The sequence below is a fragment of the Arthrobacter globiformis genome, assembly GCF_030818015.1.
GTDB classification, from domain to species: Bacteria; Actinomycetota; Actinomycetes; order Actinomycetales; family Micrococcaceae; genus Arthrobacter; species Arthrobacter globiformis_C.
In genome coordinates, this window is sequence record NZ_JAUSZX010000001.1 from 3,093,280 (window position 1) to 3,117,720 (window position 24,441).

At 66.9% G+C, this 24,441-nt stretch carries 21 protein-coding genes; 7 read left to right on the forward strand and 14 right to left on the reverse strand.

The annotated features are described in order from the left end of the window. Window positions 1-92 precede the first annotated feature (92 nt). The gene (locus tag QFZ23_RS14405; protein WP_306923919.1) at window positions 93-1,382 is read left to right on the forward strand and encodes an APC family permease; all 1,290 of its coding nucleotides are present in this window, start codon (window positions 93-95) and stop codon (window positions 1,380-1,382) included. Window positions 1,383-1,398: 16 nt separating this feature from the next. Here QFZ23_RS14405 and hisS read toward each other — a convergent pair whose 3' ends face one another. Continuing rightward, window positions 1,399-2,751: a histidine--tRNA ligase gene (gene hisS, locus QFZ23_RS14410; RefSeq protein ID WP_306923921.1), complete on the reverse strand. Its 1,353-nt coding sequence runs from the start codon at window positions 2,749-2,751 to the stop codon at window positions 1,399-1,401. 262 nt (window positions 2,752-3,013) lie between these two features. Between hisS and QFZ23_RS14415 the strand changes: the two genes are divergently transcribed. The 3 genes from QFZ23_RS14415 to QFZ23_RS14425 all read left to right on the forward strand — a co-directional run bounded on the left by QFZ23_RS14415 (window position 3,014) and on the right by QFZ23_RS14425 (window position 6,421). Beyond that, a complete protein-coding gene (locus QFZ23_RS14415; protein WP_306923923.1) occupies window positions 3,014-3,826 on the forward strand; it encodes a peptidylprolyl isomerase in 813 nt (270 codons plus the stop codon). 73 nt (window positions 3,827-3,899) lie between these two features. Beyond that, window positions 3,900-5,525 (forward strand): DUF349 domain-containing protein, encoded by a 1,626-nt coding sequence (locus QFZ23_RS14420; RefSeq protein ID WP_306923924.1) that lies wholly within the window; start codon window positions 3,900-3,902, stop codon window positions 5,523-5,525. 155 nt (window positions 5,526-5,680) lie between these two features. Then, a complete protein-coding gene (locus QFZ23_RS14425; protein WP_306923926.1) occupies window positions 5,681-6,421 on the forward strand; it encodes a type IV toxin-antitoxin system AbiEi family antitoxin in 741 nt (246 codons plus the stop codon). On the opposite strand, the gene QFZ23_RS14430 is transcribed toward QFZ23_RS14425, so the two are convergent. From QFZ23_RS14430 to pdxT, 9 genes are all read right to left on the reverse strand, one after another. Beyond that, window positions 6,302-8,695, reverse strand: a complete 2,394-nt coding sequence (locus QFZ23_RS14430) for a RelA/SpoT family protein (RefSeq protein ID WP_306923928.1) — start codon at window positions 8,693-8,695, stop codon at window positions 6,302-6,304. The genes QFZ23_RS14425 and QFZ23_RS14430 overlap by 120 nt on opposite strands. Before the next feature lie 232 nt (window positions 8,696-8,927). Next, window positions 8,928-9,944, reverse strand: a complete 1,017-nt coding sequence (gene secF, locus QFZ23_RS14435) for a protein translocase subunit SecF (protein WP_306923931.1) — start codon at window positions 9,942-9,944, stop codon at window positions 8,928-8,930. Next, window positions 9,944-11,701, reverse strand: a complete 1,758-nt coding sequence (gene secD, locus QFZ23_RS14440; protein WP_306923933.1) for a protein translocase subunit SecD — start codon at window positions 11,699-11,701, stop codon at window positions 9,944-9,946. The genes secF and secD overlap by 1 nt, the downstream gene beginning before the upstream one ends. A gap of 100 nt (window positions 11,702-11,801) precedes the next feature. Continuing rightward, window positions 11,802-12,194, reverse strand: coding sequence for a preprotein translocase subunit YajC (gene yajC / locus QFZ23_RS14445; protein ID WP_306926862.1), 393 nt, complete (start codon window positions 12,192-12,194; stop codon window positions 11,802-11,804). A 234-nt stretch (window positions 12,195-12,428) separates the two neighbouring features. Beyond that, complete coding sequence (ruvB, locus tag QFZ23_RS14450; protein ID WP_306923935.1) at window positions 12,429-13,517, reverse strand: Holliday junction branch migration DNA helicase RuvB; 1,089 nt, start codon at window positions 13,515-13,517, stop codon at window positions 12,429-12,431. Beyond that, window positions 13,510-14,157 carry a Holliday junction branch migration protein RuvA gene (gene ruvA / locus QFZ23_RS14455; RefSeq protein ID WP_306923936.1) on the reverse strand — a complete coding sequence of 216 codons (648 nt, stop codon included), beginning with the start codon at window positions 14,155-14,157 and terminating at the stop codon, window positions 13,510-13,512. The genes ruvB and ruvA overlap by 8 nt, the downstream gene beginning before the upstream one ends. A gap of 81 nt (window positions 14,158-14,238) precedes the next feature. Further along, window positions 14,239-14,817 (reverse strand): crossover junction endodeoxyribonuclease RuvC, encoded by a 579-nt coding sequence (gene ruvC / locus QFZ23_RS14460; protein ID WP_214856526.1) that lies wholly within the window; start codon window positions 14,815-14,817, stop codon window positions 14,239-14,241. Between the two features lie 31 nt (window positions 14,818-14,848). Further along, window positions 14,849-15,604 (reverse strand): YebC/PmpR family DNA-binding transcriptional regulator, encoded by a 756-nt coding sequence (locus QFZ23_RS14465; RefSeq protein ID WP_003800675.1) that lies wholly within the window; start codon window positions 15,602-15,604, stop codon window positions 14,849-14,851. 3 nt (window positions 15,605-15,607) lie between these two features. Next, window positions 15,608-16,339, reverse strand: coding sequence for a pyridoxal 5'-phosphate synthase glutaminase subunit PdxT (gene pdxT / locus QFZ23_RS14470; RefSeq protein ID WP_306923937.1), 732 nt, complete (start codon window positions 16,337-16,339; stop codon window positions 15,608-15,610). A 91-nt stretch (window positions 16,340-16,430) separates the two neighbouring features. Between pdxT and QFZ23_RS14475 the strand changes: the two genes are divergently transcribed. Then, window positions 16,431-17,720, forward strand: coding sequence for a Mur ligase family protein (locus tag QFZ23_RS14475; RefSeq protein WP_306923938.1), 1,290 nt, complete (start codon window positions 16,431-16,433; stop codon window positions 17,718-17,720). Beyond that, window positions 17,717-18,469, forward strand: a complete 753-nt coding sequence (locus tag QFZ23_RS14480) for a type 1 glutamine amidotransferase (protein WP_306923939.1) — start codon at window positions 17,717-17,719, stop codon at window positions 18,467-18,469. Before QFZ23_RS14475 ends, QFZ23_RS14480 begins: the two co-directional genes overlap by 4 nt. Window positions 18,470-18,528: 59 nt before the next feature. Here the strand turns inward: QFZ23_RS14480 and QFZ23_RS14485 are convergent, their stop codons facing one another. Next, window positions 18,529-19,833: a CapA family protein gene (locus QFZ23_RS14485; RefSeq protein ID WP_306923940.1), complete on the reverse strand. Its 1,305-nt coding sequence runs from the start codon at window positions 19,831-19,833 to the stop codon at window positions 18,529-18,531. A 100-nt stretch (window positions 19,834-19,933) separates the two neighbouring features. Here QFZ23_RS14485 and QFZ23_RS14490 point away from each other — a divergent pair, with 100 nt between their 5' ends. Continuing rightward, the gene (locus tag QFZ23_RS14490) at window positions 19,934-21,946 is read left to right on the forward strand and encodes a M3 family metallopeptidase (protein ID WP_306923941.1); all 2,013 of its coding nucleotides are present in this window, start codon (window positions 19,934-19,936) and stop codon (window positions 21,944-21,946) included. Between the two features lie 216 nt (window positions 21,947-22,162). On the opposite strand, the gene pdxS is transcribed toward QFZ23_RS14490, so the two are convergent. The 3 genes from pdxS to QFZ23_RS14505 form a co-directional block, all read right to left on the reverse strand. Then, complete coding sequence (gene pdxS, locus QFZ23_RS14495) at window positions 22,163-23,089, reverse strand: pyridoxal 5'-phosphate synthase lyase subunit PdxS (RefSeq protein WP_306923942.1); 927 nt, start codon at window positions 23,087-23,089, stop codon at window positions 22,163-22,165. A 138-nt stretch (window positions 23,090-23,227) separates the two neighbouring features. Continuing rightward, window positions 23,228-23,848, reverse strand: a complete 621-nt coding sequence (pgsA, locus tag QFZ23_RS14500) for a phosphatidylinositol phosphate synthase (RefSeq protein ID WP_306923943.1) — start codon at window positions 23,846-23,848, stop codon at window positions 23,228-23,230. Beyond that, complete coding sequence (locus QFZ23_RS14505) at window positions 23,838-24,425, reverse strand: HIT family protein (RefSeq protein ID WP_306923944.1); 588 nt, start codon at window positions 24,423-24,425, stop codon at window positions 23,838-23,840. Before QFZ23_RS14505 ends, pgsA begins: the two co-directional genes overlap by 11 nt. Window positions 24,426-24,441 lie beyond the last annotated feature (16 nt).

Genomic DNA, 24,441 nt, shown 5'->3' on the forward strand with positions numbered 1-24,441 from the left:
CTTTCAGAAGGAAGACAGAATGAAGTTTAAATACGATCGTTGCGGAAACGATCCCGTCCGAGTTTACCCGTTTGAAAGGTTCCCGCCCCGCCATGACCAAGCACCAGCAGCTGCAACGTAGGCTCGGTGTGGCCGATGCAACAGCCATCGGGCTCGGATCCATGCTCGGCGCCGGCGTTTTTGTCGTCTTCGCGCCGGCTGCCCGGCTGGCCGGACCGCTGTTCCTCGCGGCCATAGCGCTGGCCGGCGCCGTGGCCTACTGCAATGCCGTCGCCTCGGCCCAGCTCGCTTCAAAGTATCCGCAAAGCGGCGGCACCTACGTCTACGGCCGCAAGCAGCTCGGCGAGTGGCCCGGGTTCCTTGCCGGCTGGGGTTTTGTGACCGGCAAATCGGCGTCCTGCGCGGCCATGGCCCTGACCTTCGGCCAGTACGTTGCGCCGGGCTACGCCACCCCCGTGGCCATCGCAGCGGTGGCCGCGCTGACCGGCGTGAACCTGCTGGGCATCACCCGGACGGCCTTCCTGACGCGCATCCTGCTGGCCGTGGTCCTGGCCACCCTCGCCTTCGTGGCCGCCGCGAGCATTCTGGGACCGCATGTTCCCGACGGCGGGACAGTTTCCGGACAGGCAGGCGCCTTTCCCGGGCAGGCCGGCAGTGCCTGGGGCGTCCTGCCCGCCGCAGGCCTGGTGTTCTTCGCCTTTGCCGGGTACGCCCGCATCGCCACGCTCGGCGAGGAGGTGAAGGACCCGGCGCGGGTCATTCCGCGCGCCATCCTCGGGGCACTGGGCGGTGCCCTGGTGATCTACCTGCTGCTGGGGGCGCTGCTCCTGGTGCATCTTTCGGCGCACGTGCTTGCCTCCTCCACGGCGCCGCTGCTCAACGCTGTGGAACAGTCCCGGCTGGCCGCCGGGGCGCCGGCAGTCCAGGCAGGTGCCGCCGCCGCCTCGCTCGGCGCTCTGCTTGCCCTCATCACCGGGGTGGGACGCACGGCCATGGCGATGGCCCGCGAACGCGACCTCCCCGCTCCCCTGGCCAGGGTGGGCGGGCGCCATCCGGTGCCGGTAACGGCCGAACTGGCGGTGGCCGCCGTCGTCGTTCTGTTGTTGCTGACCACGGACGTGCTGACGGTGGTTGGCTTCTCCAGCTTCGGCGTCCTGCTGTATTACGCCGTGACGAATGCCGCCGCGTTCACGCTCAGGGACCGGGCCCGGCACGCGCCCAGGTGGCTCAACGCCGCAGGGCTGGCCGGGTGCCTGGTCCTGGCGTTCACCCTGCCGGCGGCCTCGGTGCTCGGCATGGCGGCCATCATGGCCGTCGGACTCGCCGGGCGCGCCGTCGTCCTTGCGTTCCGGAAGCGACGGCTGCAGCCCGGGAAGCGGTAACTCAGTAAGCGGTAGCTCAGGAAACCGGCGCGGGAACGACCTGGACGCGAATGTCCTCGTCCGACGGCGTCCACGTCGCCGGATCGGCGTCCACCTGCACGCCGGAGCGGATGTCCTTGACCTGGTGCTTGCCGTCCTCGTCCGTGAACCAGACGAAGGGGATGCCCCGCCGGTCCGCGAACTTGATCTGCTTGCCGAACTTCTCTGCCTTGGCGGCCACCTCGGCGGCGATGCCGCGGCTGCGCAGCTCCGTGGCCACGTCCTGCGCCTCGCCCCAGCTCTCGTCCGACGTGAGCGCCACGAACACTGCCGTCGGCACGGAACGGGAAGCTTTGGCCAGGTCCTGGCTGAGGATGCGCGAGACGAGCCGGGTCACGCCGATGGACAGCCCGACGCCGGGGAACTTCCGGTTGCCCTTGCTCGCCAGGGCGTCATAGCGGCCGCCGGAACAGATCGAGCCGAGCTGCTCGTGGCCAACCAGGACGGTTTCCACGACCGTGCCGGTGTAGTAGTCCAGGCCGCGGGCAATGCTGAGGTCCGCGACAACCTTGCCCGGGACCCGCTTCACGGCGGCCTCGATCACCTGTTCGAGTTCGTTCAGGCCCTCCTCCAGGAGGTCGTTGCTGACCCCTAGCGAACGGACCTGCGCCACGAAGGATGTGTCCTCGGTCTTGATGCCGGCCAGCTTCAACGCCGCCTGTGCCTGCTCGTCTGTGGCGCCGAGCTCGGACTTGAGGAGCTCAGCCACCTTCTCCGGGCCGATCTTCTCCAGCTTGTCGATGCTGCGCAGCACTCCGGCGGTGTCGGGCAGGCCGATGCCCCGGTAGAAGCCCTCGGCGAGCTTCCTGTTGTTGATGCGCAGCCGGAACTCCGGAATCGGGAGGGCGCCCAGCGCCTCGGCGATGACCAGGGCAATCTCGACGTCGTAGCGGAAGGGCAGCTCGCCGTCGCCCACCACGTCGATGTCCGCCTGGGTGAACTCGCGGGCTCGGCCTTCCTGCGGGCGTTCCCCGCGCCAGACCTTCTGGATCTGGTAGCGGCGGAACGGGAAGGCCAGGTAGCCGGCGTTTTCCACGACGTACCGGGCGAAGGGCACGGTGAGGTCGAAGTGCAGGGCCAGGGCATGCGGATCGTGCTTGCCCTTCGCTTCCTCTCCCTCATCGTCCTGGAGCCGGCTCAGCCCGTAGACCTCTTTGTCGATCTCGCCCTTGCGCAGCAGCTGGCCGACCGTCTCCACGGCGCGGGTCTCGATGGAGCCGAAACCGTGCAGCTCGAACGTGCGGCGCAGCGAGTCCAGGACATGCTGCTCCACCAGCCGCTCCTCAGGAAGCCACTCGGGGAATCCGGACAGGGAGGCGGTGCGTGCCATGGTGGAGTTTCTCCTCAGGTAAACGAAGACCGGAGCCGCTGCGCCATGTTCCGCGTCGCTATTTGAAATCAAACAGCTGCGGCAGCGGCGGGAGTCCAGCCTGTTCTGCATAAACTTATGTGCGGCAGTCAGTTTATGCTTTCGGCGCCTGCATCTCTAATGCGGGAAACCAGGCGGTGGCGGGCTGCCGCAGTGCAATCTGCAGCCGGGGATGCCTTCAGGGGCTTGCCCGGCCGGGCAGTCCGATCGATGAGGAGGACCCGTGGCGGCCAGTCCACGCGAAACGCGCGAAGCCAAGAGGCGCATCCAGCAGATGGAAGCCAAACGTGAGCTTCGACGGGACCAGGAGAAGCGCCGCAAGCGGGACAACCTGGTAGCGGGAAGTGCGGCGGCCGCGGCGGTGGTGCTCGCCGTCGTGCTTCAACTGACGGTGTTTGCCGGGAACCCCACCGAAGAGGAATTCGCTGCTGCCGAGGCGGGCCTTGCCACGCCGTCAGCCGCCCCTTCCGCCACTCCCACTGCCGCGCAGACCAACGCGGCGAACATCCCCAAGCCCGCGACGGCGGCCGGCAAGACGTTCACCGGCTCACTGAAGCTGAACAGCGGCACCTTGGGCGTGCAGCTGGACGGCACCAAGGCCCCGCAGGCAGCCGCCGTGTTCAAGTCCCTGGCCGACCAGAACTACTACAAGGGCGTCAGCTGCCACCGCCTCACCACCGCCGAGAACTTCGGTGTCCTGCAGTGCGGCTCCAAGACCGGCGATGGCCAGGGCGACCCCAACTACACCTGGGGGCCGCTGGAGAACACGCCGGCAGACAACAAGTATCCTGCCGGCACCATTGCCGTGGCCCGCACGGGCAACAACGCCTACGGCAACGGCACGCAGTTCTTCATTGTCTACAAGGACACCGTCATTCCGGCCGACTCCGCCGGCGGCTACACCATCGTGGGCAAGGTGACCTCGGGCCTGGATGTCGTGACGAAGATTGCGGCTGCCGGTCTTAAGGCCGGCGAAAGTGGCACTGACGGCGCACCTGCGGAAGCAGTCAGGATAGACTCGTTTTCTCTGAAGTAGGAACCCCTGCCGCGCCAGCGGCCCCAGGCGACTTATGAATGAGTATCTTCCTCCAAGCGAAAGACTTTTAGCGGTGACAGACAGTCAGAAATCCGACGAAACAGCAGCCGAAGTGACCGAGGTCCAGGCTTCCCCGGAGACCGTGGGAGCGGCCGAGCCTGTGGAGGCTGCCGAGCCTGTGGATCAGGTGCAGCCCGAGGGTGAGGCGCAGCCCGAAGAGGCCGCGCAGGCCGACGCGGTGCAGCCCGAGGAGGCTGTGGAGCCCGAGGCCACGCAGGAAAGCCCGCGGCCGGAGGCTGTGGAGGAAGCGCCGGCACCCAGCCCCGCACCGTCACCGCGTCCGGCGCCGGCACCCCGGCCCGCGCCGACGCCGGCAGCGTTTGCTGCCCGACCCAAGGCTGGCCCCGCTGCCACCGTAACGCCGGTGCAGGCACCGCCCGCCACGTCGCTGGCCGAAGCCGCCCGCTGGGGCCGCGTTGAGGGCGACGGCCACGTGTTCCTGACCATCGACGGCGAGGAGCACCCGGTCGGTCAGTACCCGGACGTCAGCAACGACGAGGCCCTGGCCTACTTCGCACGGAAGTATGACGACGTCGTCGCCCAGATTGTCCTGCTGGAACAGCGCGTGGCCTCGAAAACCCCCACCACTGACATGCAGAAGACCGTGACGCACCTGCGCGAGCAGCTCGCTGAACGGAACATGGTGGGCGACATCCGTTCCGCCGAGGGCCGGCTGGACACCCTGTCCACCCAGATCACCGAGCTGGAGAAGGCGGAAAAGGCACAGCACGACGCCGTCCGCGCCGCCGAGCTCGCCGCCCGTGAGGCCATCGTGGCCGAGGCCGAGGCGATCTCCGGCACCGATCCGGCCCAGGTTCAGTGGAAGACGTCCAGCGCACGCATGAACGAGCTGTTTGAAAGCTGGAAGGCCGCGCAGAAGAGCGGGGTCCGCCTGGGCCGCAGCAACGAGGACGCCCTGTGGAAGCGGTTCCGTGCCGCCCGGACCGTCTTTGACCGGCACCGCCGGGCCTACTTCTCCCAGCTGGACAGCAACAACTCGGCGGCGAAGGCTGCCAAGGAGAAGCTGATTGCGGAGGCCGAGGCTCTGTCGACGTCCACCGACTGGGGCTTCGCTGCCGGGGAATACCGCCGGCTGATGGACGAGTGGAAGGCATCACCGCGGGCCAGCCGCAAGGATGACGACGCACTGTGGGCCCGGTTCCGCGCCGCGCAGGACGTCTTCTTCAGCTCGCGCCAGGCCGCCAACGACGAGATCGACCAGGAATACGCCGCCAACCTGAAGGTCAAGGAGGCTCTCCTCGAGGAGGCGTCGTCCATCGTTCCGGTCAAGGACATCGCCGCCGCCAAGAAGGCCCTGCAGTCCATCCACGACCGCTGGGAGGAGGCAGGCAAGGTTCCGCGTGCGGACATGGGCCGGATCGAGGCCGGGCTGCGCCGGATCGAGGATGCAGTCCGTCAGGCCGAGGACGAGAAGTGGCAGCGCTCCAACCCCGAGACCAAGGCCCGCACCAACAGCGCCTTGACCCAGCTCGAATCCGCCATCGCCGGCCTGAAGGATGACCTGGCCGACGCGGAGAAGGCAGGCGACCAGCGCAAGATCAAGGCCGCAAGGGAAGCCCTTGAAGCCCGCCAGGCATGGCTGGACCAGATCCAGCGTTCGGCGAGCGAGCTCTCCTAAGGAGCATCAGTAAGGCCCCGCCCCGGTTATCCACATAACCGGGGCGGGGCCTTACCCGTTAAGTCCGCTTCCGGCAGGATGACGGAATGGCACCGTTCTCCCAGCCCCCTGTTTCGCAGACACCTGTGACCCAGACACCTGTGACCCAGACACCTGTGACCCAGACACCTGTGACCCAGGCCCACGCCTCCTTGGCGCGGGGCGATTCCCCGCCCGCGGACTCCCCCAAACAGCTACAGGAACTCTATTCGCCGGGGCTTCCCTTCACGTGGCCCGAGCTCCAGTCCATGGCGGCCGACGGCGTGCTCACGCAGCTTTATCAGCACGGCTACACCGTTCCCGGGACGGCGGCCTCCCCGCAGCTGCGGGCACGCGCAGCGGCTCACGGGGTGCCCGCCCCGGTGCGGCGGCGCGTGGTGGCAGGACGGATGACCGCGGCCTGGATCTACGGCTGCGCCCGCGAGCCGGACCGGCTGGCCCTCCTGGTGGACGCCAAACGCCGCATCTCCAGCCTTCGGTCCACCCGCGGCTGCACGCTCCACGAGGTCCGGCTCGGACCGTTTGACGTCGTCAGCCTCGGCGGCCTGATGGTCTCGAGTCCGCTCCGGACAGCACTGGACATCGCCTTGCACGTGGAGACCGAGAGGGCAGTTCCGGCCCTGAGGCTGCTCCTGGCGAAACCCGAACTCGATGTCAGGCTCCGGCTCCTGGTGCTGGCCGTCGAGGCGATGCCCCGGCTGCCGCACAAGAACGCAGCCCTGGAGAAGCTCTCGCTGTTAGCTTCTCCGGCGGTTGCCCGTGGTCCGGTAGACGTCGAACACCCCGTCGATCCGCCGTACAGCACTGAGCACGTGGCTGAGGTACTTAGGGTCACCCATCTCGAAGGCAAACTTTGAGATGGCCACGCGGTCCGTGGACGTGTGGACGCTGGCCGCCAGGATGTTCACGTGGTTCTCGGAGAGCACGCGCGTCACGTCGGACAGGAGGGACTTCCGGTCCAGCGCCTCCACCTGGATCTCCACCAGGAAGACGCTTGACTGTGTCGGCGCCCAGTCAACGTCGACGATCCGGTCCGGCTGGTCCTTCAGGCCTGCCACGTTGGTGCAGTCAGTCCGGTGCACCGACACGCCCGAGCCGCGCGTGACGAAGCCGAGGATCGGGTCCGGCGGCACCGGCGTGCAGCAGCGGGCCAGCTTCACCCAGACATCGCCCACGCCACGGACCACCACGCCGGAATCTGAGAACCGGGCCTTGCTGACCTGGGTGGGAATGCTGACTTCGGTAAGGTCGTCGTCGGGTGTTTCATTGCCGCCAAGGCTCTCCACGAGCTTTTCCATGACGGACTGCGCGGAGGTGTGGCCGTCGCCCACTCCGGCGTACAGCCCGGAAATGTCGACGTACTTGAAGTCCTCGGCCACGGCGGCCAGGGCGTCGTGCGTCATCAGGCGCTGCAGCGGGAGGTTCTGCTTCCGCATGGCGCGGGTCAGCAGCTCCTTGCCGCGGTCAATCGCCTCTTCGCGGCGTTCCTTGCTAAACCATTGCCGGATCTTGTTGCGTGCCCGGGCGCTCTTGACGAAGTGCTGCCAATCCTGGCTGGGGCCGGCCCCCTCGGCCTTCGACGTGAAGATCTCCACCCAGTCGCCGTGGTTGAGTTCGCTGTTGAGCGGCACGAGCTTGCCGTTGACCCGGGCTCCGATGGTGCGGTGGCCCACCTCGGTGTGCACGGCATAGGCGAAGTCCACCGGGGTGGAGCCGGCCGGCAGCGCCATGACCTCACCCTTGGGGGTGAACACGAACACTTCGCGGGCGTTGATCTCGAACCGGAGCGAGTCGAGGAACTCCCCGGGATCGGAGGTCTCCTGCTGCCAGTCCACCAGGGACCGGAGCCAGCCCATGTCGCCGTCGCGCGGGCTGCCGGGTCCGGTGGCGGTCCGGTTCGGCTGGTCCTTGTACTTCCAGTGCGCGGCCACACCGTACTCGGCGCGGCGATGCATCTCATGCGTGCGGATCTGGATTTCAACCGGTTTGCCGCCGGGGCCGATGACCGTGGTGTGGAGCGACTGGTACATGTTGAACTTCGGCATCGCGATGTAGTCCTTGAACCGGCCAGGCAGCGGGTTCCAGCGCGAATGCAGGGTGCCCAGGGCGGCGTAACAGTCGCGGACCGAGTCCACCAGGACCCGGACGCCCATGAGGTCGTTGATGTCGTCGAAGTCCTTGTCCCGGACGATCATTTTTTGGTAGATCGAGTAGTAGTGCTTGGGCCTGCCGGTAATCGTGGCCTTGATCCGTGCGGTGCGCAGATCGTCGGCGATCTGGTTCCGGATCACGCTGAGGCTCTTTTCGCGCTCCGGAGTGCGGTCCCCAACCATGCGGACGATTTCCTCGTACACCTTGGGATAAAGCGCCGCGAAGGACAGGTCCTCGAGCTCCCACTTGATCGTGTTCATGCCGAGCCGGTGTGCCAGCGGTGCGAAGATTTCCAGGGTTTCCCGGGCTTTGCGGGCTGAGGACTCGGCGGAGACGAACCGCCACGTGCGCGCGTTGTGCAGCCTGTCCGCAAGTTTGATCATGAGGACCCGGATGTCCTTGGCCATGGCCACGACCATCTTGCGGACGGTCTCGGACTGGGCTGCCTCGCCGAAGCTGACCTTGTCCAGCTTGGTGACGCCGTCAACCAGCATGGCGACTTCGGGCCCGAAGTCCGCCCGGAGGTCCTCAAGGGTGTAGGGCGTGTCCTCCACAGTGTCGTGGAGGAGCGCGGCGGCCAGGGTGGTGCCGCTGAGCCCCAGCTCGGCGAGGATTGTCGCGACGGCGACAGGGTGGGTGATGTAGGGGTCGCCGCTCTTGCGCTTCTGCCCTCTGTGGCTCTGCTCCGCGACCACAAAGGCGCGCTGGATGAGGTCGAAGTCTTCCTTGGGGTTGTTCGCCCGCACGGTCCGCAGCAGCGGCTCCAGGATGGGCGAGTACGTCGCGGTACTGCGGCCCGTCAGCCGCGCCAGGCGGGACCTCGTGCGCTCACGCCGGCCCGGGAAAGTGGGTCGGACGCCGGAGTTGTCCACAGGCACGCCGGGCGCCGGGCGTCCGGCAGCCACCAGACCAGTCTGCTGTCCCTGGCCCGGACCGTTGCCTCCGGCCGCCGTTGGCGCCGACGTCGAACCTTCTTCCAATGAAGTACCCCTCACGACCCGTTTAATTATCCCAGTCTATTCCCGCTCCGGGCCCGACCGATAACCGGGTCCGTCACCAACGGGGCAGCCGCCTACGCAGCCCGGTACCCGGACGGCCGGACGCGACTAAGACGGGCGCTTTAATGCAAAGACCGGACGCCGTCGCGGTGACGGCATCCGGTCCAAGGGCGGGGCTCTACGCTTTCGCGGGCGCCCCAGGCATTGCAGGCACCTAGGCTTTCGCGGGCTCGGCGGCCGCAGCCTTGGCAGCAGCGTCAGCGCGGCGCTGCTTGACACGCTGGGCCTGCTTGACCAGGGGCGCCTCGCTTTGGCGCAGCCAGGCATACATCGGGGCCGCGATGAAGATCGTAGCGGCCGTGCCGATCAGGATCCCGACGAACAGGGCCAACGAAAGGTCGCGCAGGGTTCCCGCGCCCAGAAGGCCGGCCCCGATGAACAGGATCGCCCCGACCGGAAGGATGGCCACCATCATGGTGTTGATGGAACGGACCAGGGTCTGGTTGACGGCCAGGTTGACTTCCTCGCCGAAGGTCCGGCGCGTGGAGGAGTCGATGTCGGCCGTGTTTTCACGGATCTTGTCGAACACCACCACGGTGTCGTACAGCGAGTAGCTGAGCACCGTCAGAAACCCGATGATCGCCGAGGGCGTGACCTCGAAGTCGCTCAGGGCGTAGACACCGGCCGTAATGAACATCGTGACGAGCATGCCCACGATCGCCGAGAGGGACATTTTCCAGGTCCGGAAGTACAGGGCCATCAGGACCGTCGCGAGGGCAACGAAGACCACGAGGCCAATCAGGGCCTGCTTGGTGACGTCAGCCCCCCACGTGGGCCCGACAAAGGTGGAGGTCACCTCGTTGTCAGTCACGCCGTAGGCCTTGGTGAGGCCCTCCTTGATCTTGAGGGTCTCGTCATCGGAGAGCTTGTCCGTCTGGATCCGCATGGTGGTTCCGGCGACGTTGGCGACGCGCGGCACACTGCCGGGAACGACGTCGTGGACTGCCTTCTCGCCTACGGATGCTTCGGTGGTCTTGACGTTGGACACCGTGAACTCGGAACCGCCACGGAACTCAATGCCCAGGTTGAAGCCGCCCTTGACCGCCGGGATCAGGATGGACAGCGCAACCGCCACAGCGGCCACGGCGAACCAGATTTTCTTGGCCCCGACGAAGTCGTAGGAACGCTTGCCCGTGTAGAGCTCGTTACCGAATTTCGCGAAACTGGACATTACTTGCCCTCCTTGGCCGGGCCCTTGGAGGAACCGGCGAGCTGCTCCTGCTGCTCCGCGCGGCGGCGTTCAGCGATGGTCATCCGGCGCTCAGCCTCAGCGGCGGCACCGGTGTTCTTGGCGCGCACCGGTGATGGCTTGTCCTCGGGACTGCGGAGCCTGCCGGCGCCGCGGTAGAGCGGCACCGCGCCGAGGCGCTCAGGGTCAAGGCCGGAGAACTTGTGGCCTTCGCCGAAGAACCGGGTCCTGGCCAGCTGCTGCAGCGTGGGGTGGGTGAACATGAAGACGACGATGAGGTCGGCGATGGCGGTTAGGCCCAACGTGAAGGCAAAGCCCCGCACGTTGCCAACCGCCACGAAGTACAGCACCAGTGCAGCGAGAAGGTTGACCGCCTTGGATGCAAGGACGGTCCGCTTGGCCCGCTTCCAGCCGTTCTCCACTGCCGACACCAGGCCACGGCCTTCCCGCAGCTCATCGCGGATGCGTTCGAAGTAGACAATGAACGAGTCAGCCGTCTGGCCAATGGCCACAATAAGACCGGCGACGCCCGCGAGGGACAGGCGGTAGTTTTCGGTCCAGCCAAGGATGGCAATGGCAAGGTAAGTGAGCGCCCCTGCCACCACGAGGGAGAAAATGGTGACGAAGCCGAGCGCCCGGTACTGGAACAGCGAGTAGACAACCACCAGCAGCAGGCCGATCAGGCCGGCGAGGAGGCCCATCCGAAGCTGCTCGCCGCCGAGGGTGGCGGAAATCTGCTGCTCGCTCTGGATGTCGAAGCTGATGGGCAGGGCACCGAACCGGAGCTGGTCGGACAGCGCCTTGGCGGACTTTTCCGTGAAGCCGCCGGTGATCTGCGGGCGTCCGTCGGTAATCACGGCCTGGGACCGCGGGGCCGAAATGACCTGGTTATCCAGGACGATGGCGAACTGCGACTTGGGATCGCTGCCGGTCTCACCGCCTGCAGCAACGTAGAACTGGTTGAGGCGTTCGGTGACGGTCTTGAACTTGGCCGTACCCTCCGCGTTGAACTGGATATTCACAGCCCATTCGTTGGTGACGGCACCCTGGGCGCCCTGCTGGAGCTGGAACGTCGAGCCCTGGATCTCCACACCCTTGACCTCGACAGGACCCAGGATGTACTTGATGGCGGGTGTCTGGTCCGTGGCAGGCTCGCAGGTGACCAGCGGCTTGGCCGGGTCGGAACGTTCCTGCTTGTCCTGGGCCGGGTGGTCACAGTCAAGGGCCTCGAACTGCTTCTGGACGTCCGCAGTGATCCAGTTCGAATCGCTGGCGTTCGTGGGCTTGGCCGTCGGCTTCGGCAGCTGGGCAGCAGGTGTCCGCTGCGCGGCGGGAACTGCTGCCCCCGCGCCCGTGACGAGAACCGGGCGGAAGTTCATGTCCGCGGAGGCCTGGATCAGGGCGCGGGTCTCTGTGGACGGCGTACCGGGAAGGCTCACCACCACGTTGCGGCCGGACTGCGTGCTGATCTCAGCCTCAGCGACACCGGAGCCGTCCACACGCTGGCGGATGATGGCCACCGCCTGGTTGAGCTGCTCCTCGTTGATGTCCGAGCCACCCTCAACCTTGGGTGCCAGGATCATCTGCGTGCCGCCCTCCAGGTCCAGGGCAAGCTTCGGGCTCCAGCTGGCAACCCCGGACATTGTGCCGCCCGCAAGGACGGCCGTCATGGCAGCCAGGATAACGCCAAGCCAGACCAGCACCCGAAGGGATGGTTTATTGCGGCCAGTTCGTGCCATTGCCTATCTTTCTATTAATTGCGGAGGGCCGCCGGAGCGAGCCTTGTCGCGCCCGGCGGCTCCGCAGCCGTAGACAGCTGTGCTGTGCGGAAGCGGCGGACTAAATGTCCTTCTTGCCCTCGTCATTGAGGCGCTTGAGGGTTTCGTCCGGAGTCTCGTCGGCTGTGGCGGCCTTGGTTTCAGGGGCCAGCGGGTCCTCGGCCGTCAGTGCTGACGCGTCGTCGGGAACGGCCTGGGTTTCGGCGGGTTCCACGATCTTGTTCACCGCCTGGCGGTGGACGGTGGCCAGGTTGCCGGGCGACAGCTCCAGGACGACCTTGTTCTCCGCCTCATCAATCGACACGATGCGGCCGAACAGTCCGAAGCTGGTCATAACCTCGATGCCGGGAGCAAACTCCGACTGCAGCTTTGCCTGCTGCTGCTGGGTCTTCTTGTTGCGGCGGAACATCATGAAGATGAAAACGCCGAGCATGACGAACAGCAGAATGGTCATGATGTCGATGCCGCCGCCGGCCTGCGGCTGGGCCTGGGCAGTAATATGTCCGAACAAGTGAAGTTCCGTTCTGTACTTGCGTAGCTGGTTGACAGCGACGTCCGCTTTGCACCGCGCTGCCCGCCCAGACGCGGGAGAGCGGCCGCGGGCGGCCCGCCGTAGCGGGACACGGAAACAAAGCCCGGACGTGCCGAGCGTCTTTCCAGTCTAGAGGGAAAAGCTGGGAGGGCGCTGCTATTGGGTGCTGGAAACCCATTCAGATGACGATTCTTCATCGCCCGGCCCGGCCGCGAAAAGGTCCAGGGTCTCCTGGCCAAAGACCCCCGCGGGTACTGCCAGCCCAAGGTGGGTCCAGGCCGGCGCCATGGCGATCCTGCCCCGCGGTGTCCTGCCCAGCAGCCCCTCCCGGACCAGGTACGGCTCGGCGACCGTCTCCACGGTCTCCGGCTCCTCGCCCACGGCTATGGCCAGGGTTGACAGGCCCACGGGGCCGCCGCCGAATTTGGTAATCAGCGCCTCCAGCACTGATCGGTCCAGCCGGTCCAGCCCGCGCTTGTCCACCTCGTACATATCCAGCGCGGCGGAGGCGGAACGGGCATCAATTTGTTCGATCCCGTGCACCAGCGCCCAGTCCCGGACCCGCCGCAGCAGCCGGTTGGCGATGCGGGGGGTGCCGCGGGACCGTCCGGCGATCTCAGTGAATCCCGCCGAGTTCACCTTCAGGTCCAGAAGGCCGGCGGACCTACGCAGCACCAACTCCAGCTCCTCCACCGAATAAAACTCTAGGTGGCCCGTGAACCCGAACCGGTCCCGGAGCGGCCCCGGCAGGAGTCCGGCACGCGTGGTGGCACCCACCAGCGTGAAAGGCGGCAACTCCAGCGGAATGGCCGTGGCGCCGGCGCCCTTGCCCACCACGATGTCTACGCGGAAGTCCTCCATGGCCATGTAGAGCATTTCCTCGGCCGGACGGGACATCCGGTGGATTTCGTCCAGGAAGAGGACTTCGCCCTCGGACAGCGAGGAAAGTATGGCGGCGAGGTCGCCGGCGTGCTGGATGGCCGGGCCGCTGCTGATCCGCAGCGGCGCGTTCATCTCGGACGCGACAATCATGGCGAGCGTGGTCTTGCCGAGGCCGGGGGGTCCGGAAAAAAGGACATGATCGGCGCTGCGCCCGCGCATCCGGGATGCCTTCAACACGAGGGAGAGCTGCTTGCGGACCCTGTGCTGGCCCACGAAGTCGTCGAGGTTCTTAGGCCGGAGCGCCGCCTCGATGGCCCGCTCCTCCGGCTCTTCTCCCCCGGCGACCAGGGACGGTTCAGCCACGGCTGCCTACCCTGTTGCCCGCTCGGGCGCCGTCCTGGCCGAGCCAGCGCAGCGTGGTGCGCAGGATCTCGGCAACGTTGCCTTCGCCGGCAAGTTCCGGCGCATCTGCCAGGGCCTTGTCAATGCTGCCCGCAGCGTCCTTCTCGGACCAGCCCAGGCTGGTCATGGCGGCCACCACCTGTGGCTTCCAGACGCCTTCAGACGACGCGGCCGGCGCTCCCGCGGGTGTAGCCGTGCCGTGCGGAACCAGTTTCCCGGCGAGTTCCAGGACGATGCGCCCGGCAACCTTCGGGCCGATACCCGGGACCTTGGTGAACGTCTTGCTGTCCCCGGTGTGTGCCGCCACCCGGATGGCTTCGGGGTCGTGCACAGCGAGGACCGCGAGGGCGAGCCGCGGACCCACACCGCTGACACTGAGCAGAACGTCGAAAACTTCCCGTTCGTCGTCGCTCGCGAAGCCGAACAGGGTCAGGGAGTCCTCCCGGACGATCAGGGAGGTGAAAAGTTTCCCTTCCTCGCCGGTCCGCAGCTTGCTGAGCGTCTGCGGCGTCGCGTACACGCTCATGCCGGCGCCGTTGAGGTCGATGACGGCGGTGGACAGTCCGACGTGCGCCACGGTTCCGCGGAGAAAACTAATCAAGGCCGGGGCTCCTGAACTTGCGCCGGCAAAAACCGACTATCCGAACATATCTACGAATACCCTAGCAAGGGACGGCGACATTCAGCGTGCGCGGCGCGCCTTCGCCTCAGCCTCGGCCCACGCACGCTGGGCCGGGGTCAGTGACTGGCTCCCGGGACCGGTGGTGGCTACGGTGGCGCCGCTGCCCGCGCGCCACGCGTGGGTGATGGCGAGAGCCAGGGCGTCCGCCGCGTCCGCGGGACGCGGCGGAGCATCGAGCCGGAGAATCTTGGTGACCAGCTTGGTGACGGCCTCCTTGTTCGAGGATCCGCTGCCCGTCACCGCTGCCTTGACCTCCGAGGGCGTGTGCAAAGCCACGGGAATGCCGCGCCGGGCTGCCGCGGCGATGACGACGCCGGAGGCCTGGGCAACGCCCATGACCGTGCTGACATTGAGCTGCGAGAAGACCCGTTCCACCGCGAGCACGTGGGGCTCGTAACGGTCGAGCCAGTCGTCGATGGCGAGGGCGATCACCAGCAGACGCTGGTCGAGCGTTTCCTCGGGTGACGTTCCCACCACGCCGACGGCCACCATAGTGGCCCGCCGGTTCTTCTCGACGTCCACTACGCCGATGCCGCAGCGGGTCAGTCCGGGGTCGATTCCCAGTACGCGCAGCGTCACGTGCAACCGCCCCGGTCCGCCACGCGGAAAATCACTCGGCTTCCAGGGCTGCCTGAACTTCGTCGCTGAGGTCAGCGTTGCTGTAGACGTTCTGGACGTCGTCGAGGTCCTCGAGGGCATCAACGAGCTTCATGAACTTCTTGGCGGCGTCAAGGTCCAGCGGCACCTCCATGGAGGGCACGAACTCGGCCTCGTCGGTGTCGTAGTCAATGCCGGCTTCCTTGAGCGCATCGCGGACAGCCTGAAGGTCCTTCGGGTCCGAGTGGATCTCGAAGGTATCCCCGTTGTCCTTGACTTCCTCGGCGCCGGCATCCAGCACGGCCATGAGGACGTCGTCCTCGGTGAGGTCGTTCTTGGGCAGGGTGACAACGCCCTTGCGGGTGAAGAGGTAGCTCACGGAGCCGGGGTCGGCAATGGTGCCGCCATTGCGGGAGATGGCCAGCCGGACCTCGGATGCGGCACGGTTCTTGTTGTCGGTAAGGCACTCGATCAGCAGCGCGGAACCCTGCGGGCCGCGGCATTCGTACATGATCTCCGTGTAGTCCACGACCTCGCCGGTGAGCCCGGCGCCGCGCTTGATGGCGCGGTCGATGTTGTCGTTCGGAACCGAAGTCTTCTTGGCCTTGGTGACGGCGAGTTCGAGTCCGGGGTTGCCGGCGAGGTCCGGGCCGCCCATCCGGGCCGCGACTTCGATGTTCTTGATCAGCTTGGCGAACGACTTTGCCCGGCGGCTATCAATGATGGCCTTCTTGTGCTTGGTCGTTGCCCATTTGGAGTGGCCTGACATGCTTTACGCTTCTCCTCTGATCATGCGGATAAAAAGTTCATGCACGCGCTTCTCCCCTGTCACTTCCGGATGGAAGGAGGTGGCCAGCAGTTGGCCGGAACGCACTGCAACAATTCTAGCCGTCCCCTGCAGATCGGCCTCGTGGGAGGCGTGCTCCTGGTCGGCCGGCTCCACCTGCGCCAGGACGTCAACGCCGGGCCCGACGCGTTCCACCCAGGGGCCGCGGATGAACACAGCGTGAACCGGTGCCACGCCGTGCTCGGTGGCGCTGAACTCCAGGCCCTTGAAGTCGAGGTCGGTCTCGAAGGACTCGCGCTGCCGGCCGAACGCGTTGCGGCGCACCGTGATGTCCAGGCCGCCGAACGTCTGCTGGGGGTTGCCGGCGAGGTCTGCCGCGGGGTCGGCGATGTCGTGCGCCAGCAGGATCATGCCCGCGCAGGAACCGTACACCGGGAGGCCGTCGGCGATCCGCTGCCGCAGCGGGCCGGCGAGGTCGAAGGCGCGAGCAAGTTTATCGATGGCCGTCGACTCGCCGCCGGGGATGATGAGTCCGTCGAGTCCGTCGAGCTCGGCGGGGCGGCGGACGCCAACGCCGGCGGCGCCTGCTGTCTCGACTGCCCGGAGGTGCTCGCGGAAGTCGCCCTGCAGCGCCAGAACGCCGATTCGCAGGCCGGTGCCGGGCTTTTCGGGCACGCCGGCAGGGCGCGGAAGGGCGCTCGAAAGGGAATTGGTCATCTAAACAGCATAGTGTCCCGACGGCGAACGGCCGCCTCCGCCGTCGGCCCTCCGCCACATTGCTTGTCGTTGCTGGGATATATTACAGAGCATGTTTTCCCTCAGCGTTCCGCTCGGCAAATTCGTTCGCCGGGTTACCCGGCTCAGGGGCGGAGGCTCTGCACTACCCGGCCTGGTGGTCGAAAAAATCGACCCCGGCTTCATGCAGCGGACCCTGTCCACCCTTCCCCACGGCGTCGCCGTGGTCAGCGGCACCAACGGCAAAACCACCACCACGAAGATGGTGGTGGAACTGCTGGAAAGCCAGGGCCTGAAGGTGTTCACCAACCGCACCGGGAGCAACTTCACCCGCGGCGTGGCGGCCGCCCTGCTCGGCGACGTTGACTGGCGCGGACGGCTCGACGCCGACATCGCCGTGCTGGAACTGGACGAGGCCCACGCCGTGCACTTCGTCAACCGCGTCCCGCCGCGCTACAGCCTGCTGCTGAACGTCCTCCGCGACCAGCTGGACCGTTTCGGTGAGATCGACAAGACCGCCCAGCTCCTCCAGCACATCGCCGTCAAGACCACGGGAACCGTGGTGCTGAACCGCGAGGACCCGCGGGTGGCCAGGATCGCCGATACGCTGCATGGCCCCGAGGTCCTCTACTTCGGACTGGACGACTCGCTGCTGGGAACCTTCCCCAGCGACGATGAACTCCGCGCCGGGCCGGGCAGCCCCATCCCTGCGGTGCCGGAACGGCCGCAGGCCGACGTCGTCCTCCGCCGCGTGGGTGCCGATGATGCCGATTTTGAGTACGACGGCGTGACTGTCACCACCGGGATGAAGCTCCGCGGCGTCTACAACATCTTCAACGCCGCGGCTGCGCTGGCCCTGGCCCGCAGCATCTGCGGCAGCGGCGCCGCCACGGCGGACCACAGCACCCTGCTGAGGGCCCTGTCCGAGGTGGCCCCGGCGTTCGGGCGCGGCGAAAGCCTCACGGTGGACGGGCTCCCTCTGGATCTGGTCCTGGTCAAGAACCCGAGCGGCTTCCGGCTGGGCCTCAAGTCGTTCCCCTCGGGCGGCTACGCCACCATGATCGCCATCAACGACAACTACGCGGACGGCCGCGACATGTCCTGGCTGTGGGACGTTGACTTTGACTCGCTGCGCGCGGAAGGAGTGGACCAGGTCACCGGCTCCCGCGCGTATGACATGGCCCTGCGCCTGCAGTACGACGAAGTGCAGGTCGGGGCTGTGGGCACTGACATCGCGGCCGACCTGGCCGACTTCATCCGCAAGGGCAAAGGCAAGCCGAAGCGGGTCTTCTGCACCTACACCGCGATGCTCGCCATCCGCCGTGAGCTGTCCAAAATCACCACAGTGGAGGTGGTCTCTTGACCCCCGATTCAGGCGCCGGCACTACCGCGTCAAAGGGCACCATCCGGGTCGTGCAGCTGTACCCGCGGGAGATGAACATCTATGGCGACTGGGGCAATGCCTTGGTGCTGCGGCAGCGCCTGAAGTGGCACGGGTACACCCCGGAACTGCTTGAGTACGACGTGGGCGACGAGTTCCCCGAGGGGGCGGACATCATCCTGGGCGGCGGTGGCCAGGACAGCGGCCAGCTCGTCATCCAGGACGACCTCCAGTCACGGGCCGGCCTCCTCAAGGGGATGGCCGAGGACGGTGCGCCCATGCTCCTGATCTGCGGCATGTACCAGCTGTTCGGCCGCTTCTTCAAGACCCGCTCGGGCCCGGTCATTCCCGGCATCGGAGTTCTGGACGTGGAGACCCACGGCACGGATGAGCGGCTGATCGGCAACGTCAAGGTCACCACCGCCGAATTCGGCGAGGTCCTGGGATACGAAAACCACAGCGGCCAGACCACCCTGGGCCCCGGCGTCGAACCTCTGGGGACGGTGGCGAAGGGCACCGGCAACAACAGCAGCGATGGCCAGGAGGGCGCCCGCTACCGCAACATCGTGGCAAGCTACCTGCACGGTTCCCTGCTGCCCAAGAACCCGGCCATCGCCGACTTCCTGATCCGGACCGCCGTCGAACGCAAGTACGGAACCTTCACTCCCGGCGAACCGGATGACCGCTACGCCGTCCTGGCCCGCGAGCACGCGGCCCGCCGGCCCCGTTAGGGAGTAACCCGGCCGGGCTGCCGTTCGGTTATCACCGCTCCTGTGTCACCGCTGCTGTATCACCGCTCCCTGGTGAGCAGCAGCTCGTGGGCTCCGGCCTGCGCCGCGCCCATGGACTCCACTACCTGCTTGGTCCGCAGCCGGGTGTCGGCGTCCGCCGCGGGACTGGCGCAGACGCCCTGCGGGGCGTCCGCGGCCACAGAGCACCAGCGGTATGGGCTGCTGACGATGACTGACGGCGCCCAGGCGACGTCGGATGCGGTCCACTTGCCGGCACTGTCCTGGCTGAACTGTGCCCGGAGCAGCAGGCCCTCGTTGTTGACGACGTACGTCGGAGACAGTTCCGTCACTCCGTTGCCCAGCCCGTAGGCGATCCAGGTTCCCTTGTACTTTTCAACGGGAAGCACCGAGTGCGTGTGGTGCCCATAGATCATGGTGAACTGCCCGCTGTCCGCCAGCGCGTGCGCCACCTCCAACTGCTGGGCGTTGGGGGCACTGGAGTACTCGTCCCCGGCGTGCATGGCGGCCAGCACGATGTCCGCGCCCTGGTTCCGGGCCTCTTTGGCTTTGGCGATCATGGCGGGGGCATCGAGCATGTCCACCTGCCACGGCTGTTCCGGGACCTGCCCGTTGAGCCCGTAAGTGCCCGCGATGACGGCAATCCGGGCGGCGTCCGTTTGCAGGATGAGGATCCCCCGGGACTCAGCCTGTGTCCGGTAGGAGCCGGTGTGCTCCAGCCCTGCTGCATCCAGCACATCCAGTGTCCTGGCGAGGCCCTCGGTGCCTTGGTCGATGGTGTGGTTGCTGGCCGTGGTGCAGGCACGGTAGCCGACCGCCTTGGAGGCAGCGGCGATCTGGGGCGGGACGTTGAAGGAGGGATAGGCGGAGAAGGGGCCGCCGGGCAGGGCCACCGGCGTCTCCTGGTGGCAAATGGCAAGGTCGCTCTGTTCGATGTAGCGCCGCTGGCCTTCCAGCAGCGGACCGAAGTCGAGTCCCTTGACGCCGCCGGCCACGGCGTCCTCGTGGGCCTGTTGCCAGAGCTGGGCGTGCACCAGCATGTCGCCGGTGACCAGGACGGACGTGCAGCGGACCGCCTTGCAGGCGGGGCCGGCACCCGGGGTGGGGGTGGCTGCGGCGCTCGGGACGGGGGCCGCCGTCGGCGTTGGAACTGCGGTGTTCCCGGCGCCCGGCTGCGCTGCCGGGCTCGAGGGCTGGCCGGCCGCACTGGAAGGCTGGGTACCGGACTGGTTGCCGGGTTGTGGCCGGGCCTGTTCGGCGAGCACGCCGCAGGATGCCAGCGCCACCATCAGCAGTGCGGCGGCGGCCGCCCGAATCGCACGGCTCGGTATGTTGTTTTTCCCCATGACCAAAGCCTAAGTCCGGGGCACGCCGACGGCGGGCAACCGGTCCGTGGAAGTCCGCCAAAACATTGTGCACCGCGGAGCTGCATGAAAGGGTTGCTTCATGACCAATCCCCTGCTGTCCCCTAGCGCCCTGCCCTTCGGCCTGCCGCCGTTTGCCGACATCGACGACGCCCACTACACCGAGGCCATTGACGCCGGACTCGCCGAACACCTGGCCGAGATCCAGGCCATCGTGGACAACCCCGAGCCGGCCACGTTCGAGAACACCGCGCAGGCCATGGAAAAGTCCGGCCGCCTGCTGGACCGCGCCGCCGCTTCGTTCTTCACCTTGGTTTCGGCCGACGCCTCCGAGGCCATCAGGAAGCTGGAAACCGAACTTTCGCCCCGTTTCGCCGCCCATCAGGACGCCGTCTACCTCAACCGGGCGCTTTACGAGCGGTTCGACGCCGTGGAAACCGGGGGCCTCGACGCCGAATCGGCCAGGCTTGTCGAGGAGTACCTCAAGGAGTTCCGCCAGTCAGGCATTCAGCTGGACGACGCCGGCCAGGACCGGCTCCGTTCCCTGAACGCCGAGCTGTCCCGGCTGGGCACGGAATTCGGCCAGCTCGTCAAGGAAGCGATGAAGTCCGCCGCCCTGCTGCTGGACAGCGTCGACGACCTCGCCGGCCTTCCCGGGGACGAGATCGCCAGCGCCGCGGAAGCGGCCCGCATTGCCGGACATGAGGGCAAGTTCCTCCTGACGCTCATCCAGCCAAGCAACCAGCCCGCCTTGGCGTCACTGGACAACAGGGACGTGCGCCGGCAGCTTTTCGAGGCGTCCGTGGCCCGCGGCAGCTCCGGTGGAGACCTCGACGTCCTCGACCTCGTGAAATCCATGGTCCGGCTCCGCGCCGAAAAGGCCGCCCTGCTGGGCTTCGCCAACTACGCTGAACTGGTGGTGGACCGGCAAACGGCCCCGGACTTCGGTGCTGTCCGGACCATGCTGAACCGGCTGGCGCCCGCCGCCGTCCGGAACGCCGACGCCGAGGCTGCTGCCCTGGCCGAGAGCGCCGGCCACCCGCTGGAGGCCTGGGATTGGGCCTACTACTCCGCCAAGGTACGGCGGGAACGCTACACCGTGGACGAGCAGGCCATCAGGCCGTACTTCGAGCTGGACCGGGTACTGACGGATGGCGTGTTTTTCGCCGCGACCTCGCTCTTCGGCATCACCTTCCATGAGCGCAAGGACCTCGCCGGCTACCACGAGGACGTCCGGGTCTGGGAGGTCCGTGACGCGGACGGAACAGAGTTGGGGCTGTTCCTGGGCGACTACTACACCCGCGAAACCAAGCGGGGCGGCGCGTGGATGAATTCGCTGGTGGACCAGTCGGCGCTCCTGGACACCAAGCCGGTGGTCATCAACAACCTGAACATCTCCAAGCCGCCCGCGGGTGAGCCTACGCTGCTCACGCTCGATGAGGTGCGGACCGCGTTCCACGAGTTCGGCCACGCCCTGCACGGGCTGTTTTCCAACGTCACTTATCCGCGGTTCTCGGGCACGTCGGTGCCGCGGGACTTCGTGGAGTACCCGTCACAGGTCAACGAGATGTGGATCATGTGGCCGGAGGTGCTGGCCAACTACGCCCGCCACCACGCCACCGGGGAGCCGCTGGCCCAGGACGTCATCGACCGGCTCAACGAGTCCCGCCTGTGGGGCGAGGGGTTCGCCACCACGGAGTACCTCGGCGCGGCGCTGCTGGACCTGGCCTGGCACGTCCTGGAAGCCGGCGGCGTTCCGGAGGACGCCCTCGAGTTCGAGGCGAAGGCACTGGCCGCAGCGGGAGTGGCACATCCGCTCATTCCCCCGCGGTACCGGACCGGCTACTTCCAGCATGTCTTCGCGGGCGACGGCTACGCTGCGGGCTACTACTCCTACATCTGGAGCGAGGTGCTGGACGCCGAGACCGTGGACTGGTTCACCGAGAACGGCGGGCTCAGCCGGGCCAACGGCGACCGCTTCCGCGCCGAACTCCTCTCCCGCGGCAACAGCCGGGATCCGCTCGAGTCGTTCCGGACGCTGCGCGGCCGCGACGCTGCCCTCGAGCCCCTACTCAAGCGCCGCGGCCTGGAGTAACGCCAAAAACTACGACGCCGGCCGGTCACCTCGAAGGGTGACCGGCCGGCGTCGTTTAGTCAGAAGCGCCAGGCGCCGAGCGGCGTTCGACTGCCCCTCCACAAACTCGGCGCTTGGGCGCCTCGTCTACGGAGCCTCTGCAGTCTCTCTTATTGGGCCAAAAGACTCAGTGTATTGAGCGGGGATCGCGCCGTCCGGCGCACCTAACGGTGCGAGTTACCAGCCGCGCTCGGCGAGGCGGTGCGGCTGGGGGATCTCGTCCACGTTGATGCCGACCATGGCCTCACCGAGGCCGCGGGAGGCCTTGGCGATGACGTCCGGGTCATCGAAGAAGGTGGTGGCCTTCACGACGGCGGCGGCACGCTGGGCCGGGTTGCCGGACTTGAAGATGCCCGAGCCGACGAACACGCCGTCGGCGCCGAGCTGCATCATCATCGCGGCGTCGGCCGGGGTGGCGATGCCGCCGGCGGTGAACAGCACCACCGGAAGCTTGCCGGTGGCGGCAATTTCCTTGACCAGTTCGTACGGGGCCTGCAGTTCCTTGGCCGCGACGTACAGCTCGTCCTCGGGCAGCGAGGCGAGCTTCTTGATCTCGGCGCGGATCTGCCGCATGTGCGTGGTGGCGTTCGAGACGTCGCCGGTGCCGGCCTCGCCCTTGGAACGGATCATGGCCGCGCCCTCGTTGATGCGGCGCAGCGCCTCACCGAGGTTGGTGGCACCACAGACGAAGGGAACGGTGAAGTTCCACTTGTCGATGTGGTTCGTGTAGTCGGCCGGGGTCAGGACCTCGGACTCGTCGATGTAGTCGACACCGAGAGACTGGAGGATCTGGGCCTCGACGAAGTGCCCGATCCTGGCCTTGGCCATGACCGGGATGGACACGGCATCGATGATCTGGTCGATCATGTCCGGATCGGACATGCGGGACACGCCGCCCTGCGCGCGGATGTCGGCCGGGACGCGCTCGAGCGCCATAACGGCAACGGCACCGGCGTCTTCGGCGATGCGGGCCTGCTCGACGTTGACGACGTCCATGATGACGCCGCCTTTGAGCATCTCTGCCATGCCGCGCTTGACGCGGTTGCTGCCCGTCACGCTGTTGGCGGACGAGCCGGCTTCGTTGCTTACATCAGGTGTAGACACAAAAACCCCTATGGGTAGCTAGATGACCTTCGCCGGCAGTGCGGGCGGCATGGACATGCCGTTTTTGCACACACCGGATTACCGGATCCATTGACCGGGCAGTCCTAATACTAGTCCCCCCGCGGCAGCCCGGCTTAATCAGGTTTGCTCGGAGTCTTCCAGCGACTGGACGCGCACGGTCAGGACGCGCTGGACCACGGTGACGAGGCTCGCCGCGGCCAGCAGTACCAGAGTCGCCAACAGCACCACGGGCGGCAGCCCGGCACCGGTGAGGCCGGTGATCACCAGGACGGAAACCAGCCGTTCGGCACGCTCGGCAATGCCCACGTTGGCCTGGAAGCCGAGGGATTCGGCCTTCGCCCGGACATAGGAGACCACCATGCCAAGAACAAGGCAGACGACGGCGGCGATGGCTATGGGGGCATCCGCACCGCCGGTGAAAAACCAGATGGCAAGGCCGGCAAAGAGGGCCCCGTCAGCCAGCCGGTCCAGGCTGGAGTCCAGGAAGTTGCCCCAGCGGCCGCCGAGGTTCTGCATCCGGGCCATGATGCCGTCGATGACGTCGGAGAAGATGAACGCCGTGATGAAGACGGTTCCCCAGAACAGCTGGCCCAGCGGATAGAACACCAGGGCACCAACCACCACGCCGGCAGTTCCCACAATGGTGATGGCGTCCGGCGAGACGCCAACTTTCAGCAGCCAGCGTGCAAGGGGGGTAAACAGCGCGGTGAAGAAGCCGCGGGCATGCCTATTCAGCATGCGTCTCCCCGGGCCACGCGTCGGCAACCTGCTGGCGGACCTCGTCGAGCGTCTGGGTGATCGCCTTGGTCTGGGCGATGATCGGAAAGAAGTTACCGTCGCCGCCCCAGCGCGGAACGATGTGCTGATGCAGGTGCCCCGCGATGCCGGCCCCGCCCACAACCCCCTGGTTCATGCCCAGGTTGAAGCCGCCGGGATTCGCCACCTTCCGCAGCACGCGCATGGCAGTCTGCGTCAGGTCGGCGAATTCGGCGGTCTCCTCCACCGTCAGGTCCGTGTAATCGGGGACGTGGCGGTACGGGCACACCAGCAGGTGGCCGGGGTTGTAGGGGAACAGGTTGAGCACCACGTAGCTCGTGCGCCCTCGGTACACGATGAGCGACTCCTCATCGGTGCGCGCGGGCGCGATGCAGAACGGGCAGTCGTCCGTGTTCTTAAACTGGTGCTGCCCGCCCTTGATGTAGGCCATGCGGTGCGGAGTCCACAGCCGCTGGAAGGCATCCGGAACGCCGGCGAGGCCAAAATCGTCCGTCACTTCCGCGTCGCCCGGATAGCCCGACCCTGTGTTGTCCTGCACGTGTTCCCCTCCGCCG

Coding starts and splice junctions, on each gene's coding strand:
- QFZ23_RS14475 (WP_306923938.1), top strand. CDS start 16,431: ATGTTTTCCCTCAGCGTTCCGCTCGGCAAATTCGTTCGCCGGGTTACC.
- secF (WP_306923931.1), bottom strand. CDS start 9,944: ATGTCCAGTTTCGCGAAATTCGGTAACGAGCTCTACACGGGCAAGCGT.
- secD (WP_306923933.1), bottom strand. CDS start 11,701: ATGGCACGAACTGGCCGCAATAAACCATCCCTTCGGGTGCTGGTCTGG.
- QFZ23_RS14485 (WP_306923940.1), bottom strand. CDS start 19,833: ATGGGGAAAAACAACATACCGAGCCGTGCGATTCGGGCGGCCGCCGCC.
- QFZ23_RS14490 (WP_306923941.1), top strand. CDS start 19,934: ATGACCAATCCCCTGCTGTCCCCTAGCGCCCTGCCCTTCGGCCTGCCG.
- QFZ23_RS14405 (WP_306923919.1), top strand. CDS start 93: ATGACCAAGCACCAGCAGCTGCAACGTAGGCTCGGTGTGGCCGATGCA.
- QFZ23_RS14465 (WP_003800675.1), bottom strand. CDS start 15,604: ATGTCAGGCCACTCCAAATGGGCAACGACCAAGCACAAGAAGGCCATC.
- hisS (WP_306923921.1), bottom strand. CDS start 2,751: ATGGCACGCACCGCCTCCCTGTCCGGATTCCCCGAGTGGCTTCCTGAG.
- yajC (WP_306926862.1), bottom strand. CDS start 12,194: ATGACCATTCTGCTGTTCGTCATGCTCGGCGTTTTCATCTTCATGATG.
- pgsA (WP_306923943.1), bottom strand. CDS start 23,848: ATGCTGAATAGGCATGCCCGCGGCTTCTTCACCGCGCTGTTTACCCCC.
- pdxT (WP_306923937.1), bottom strand. CDS start 16,339: ATGACCAATTCCCTTTCGAGCGCCCTTCCGCGCCCTGCCGGCGTGCCC.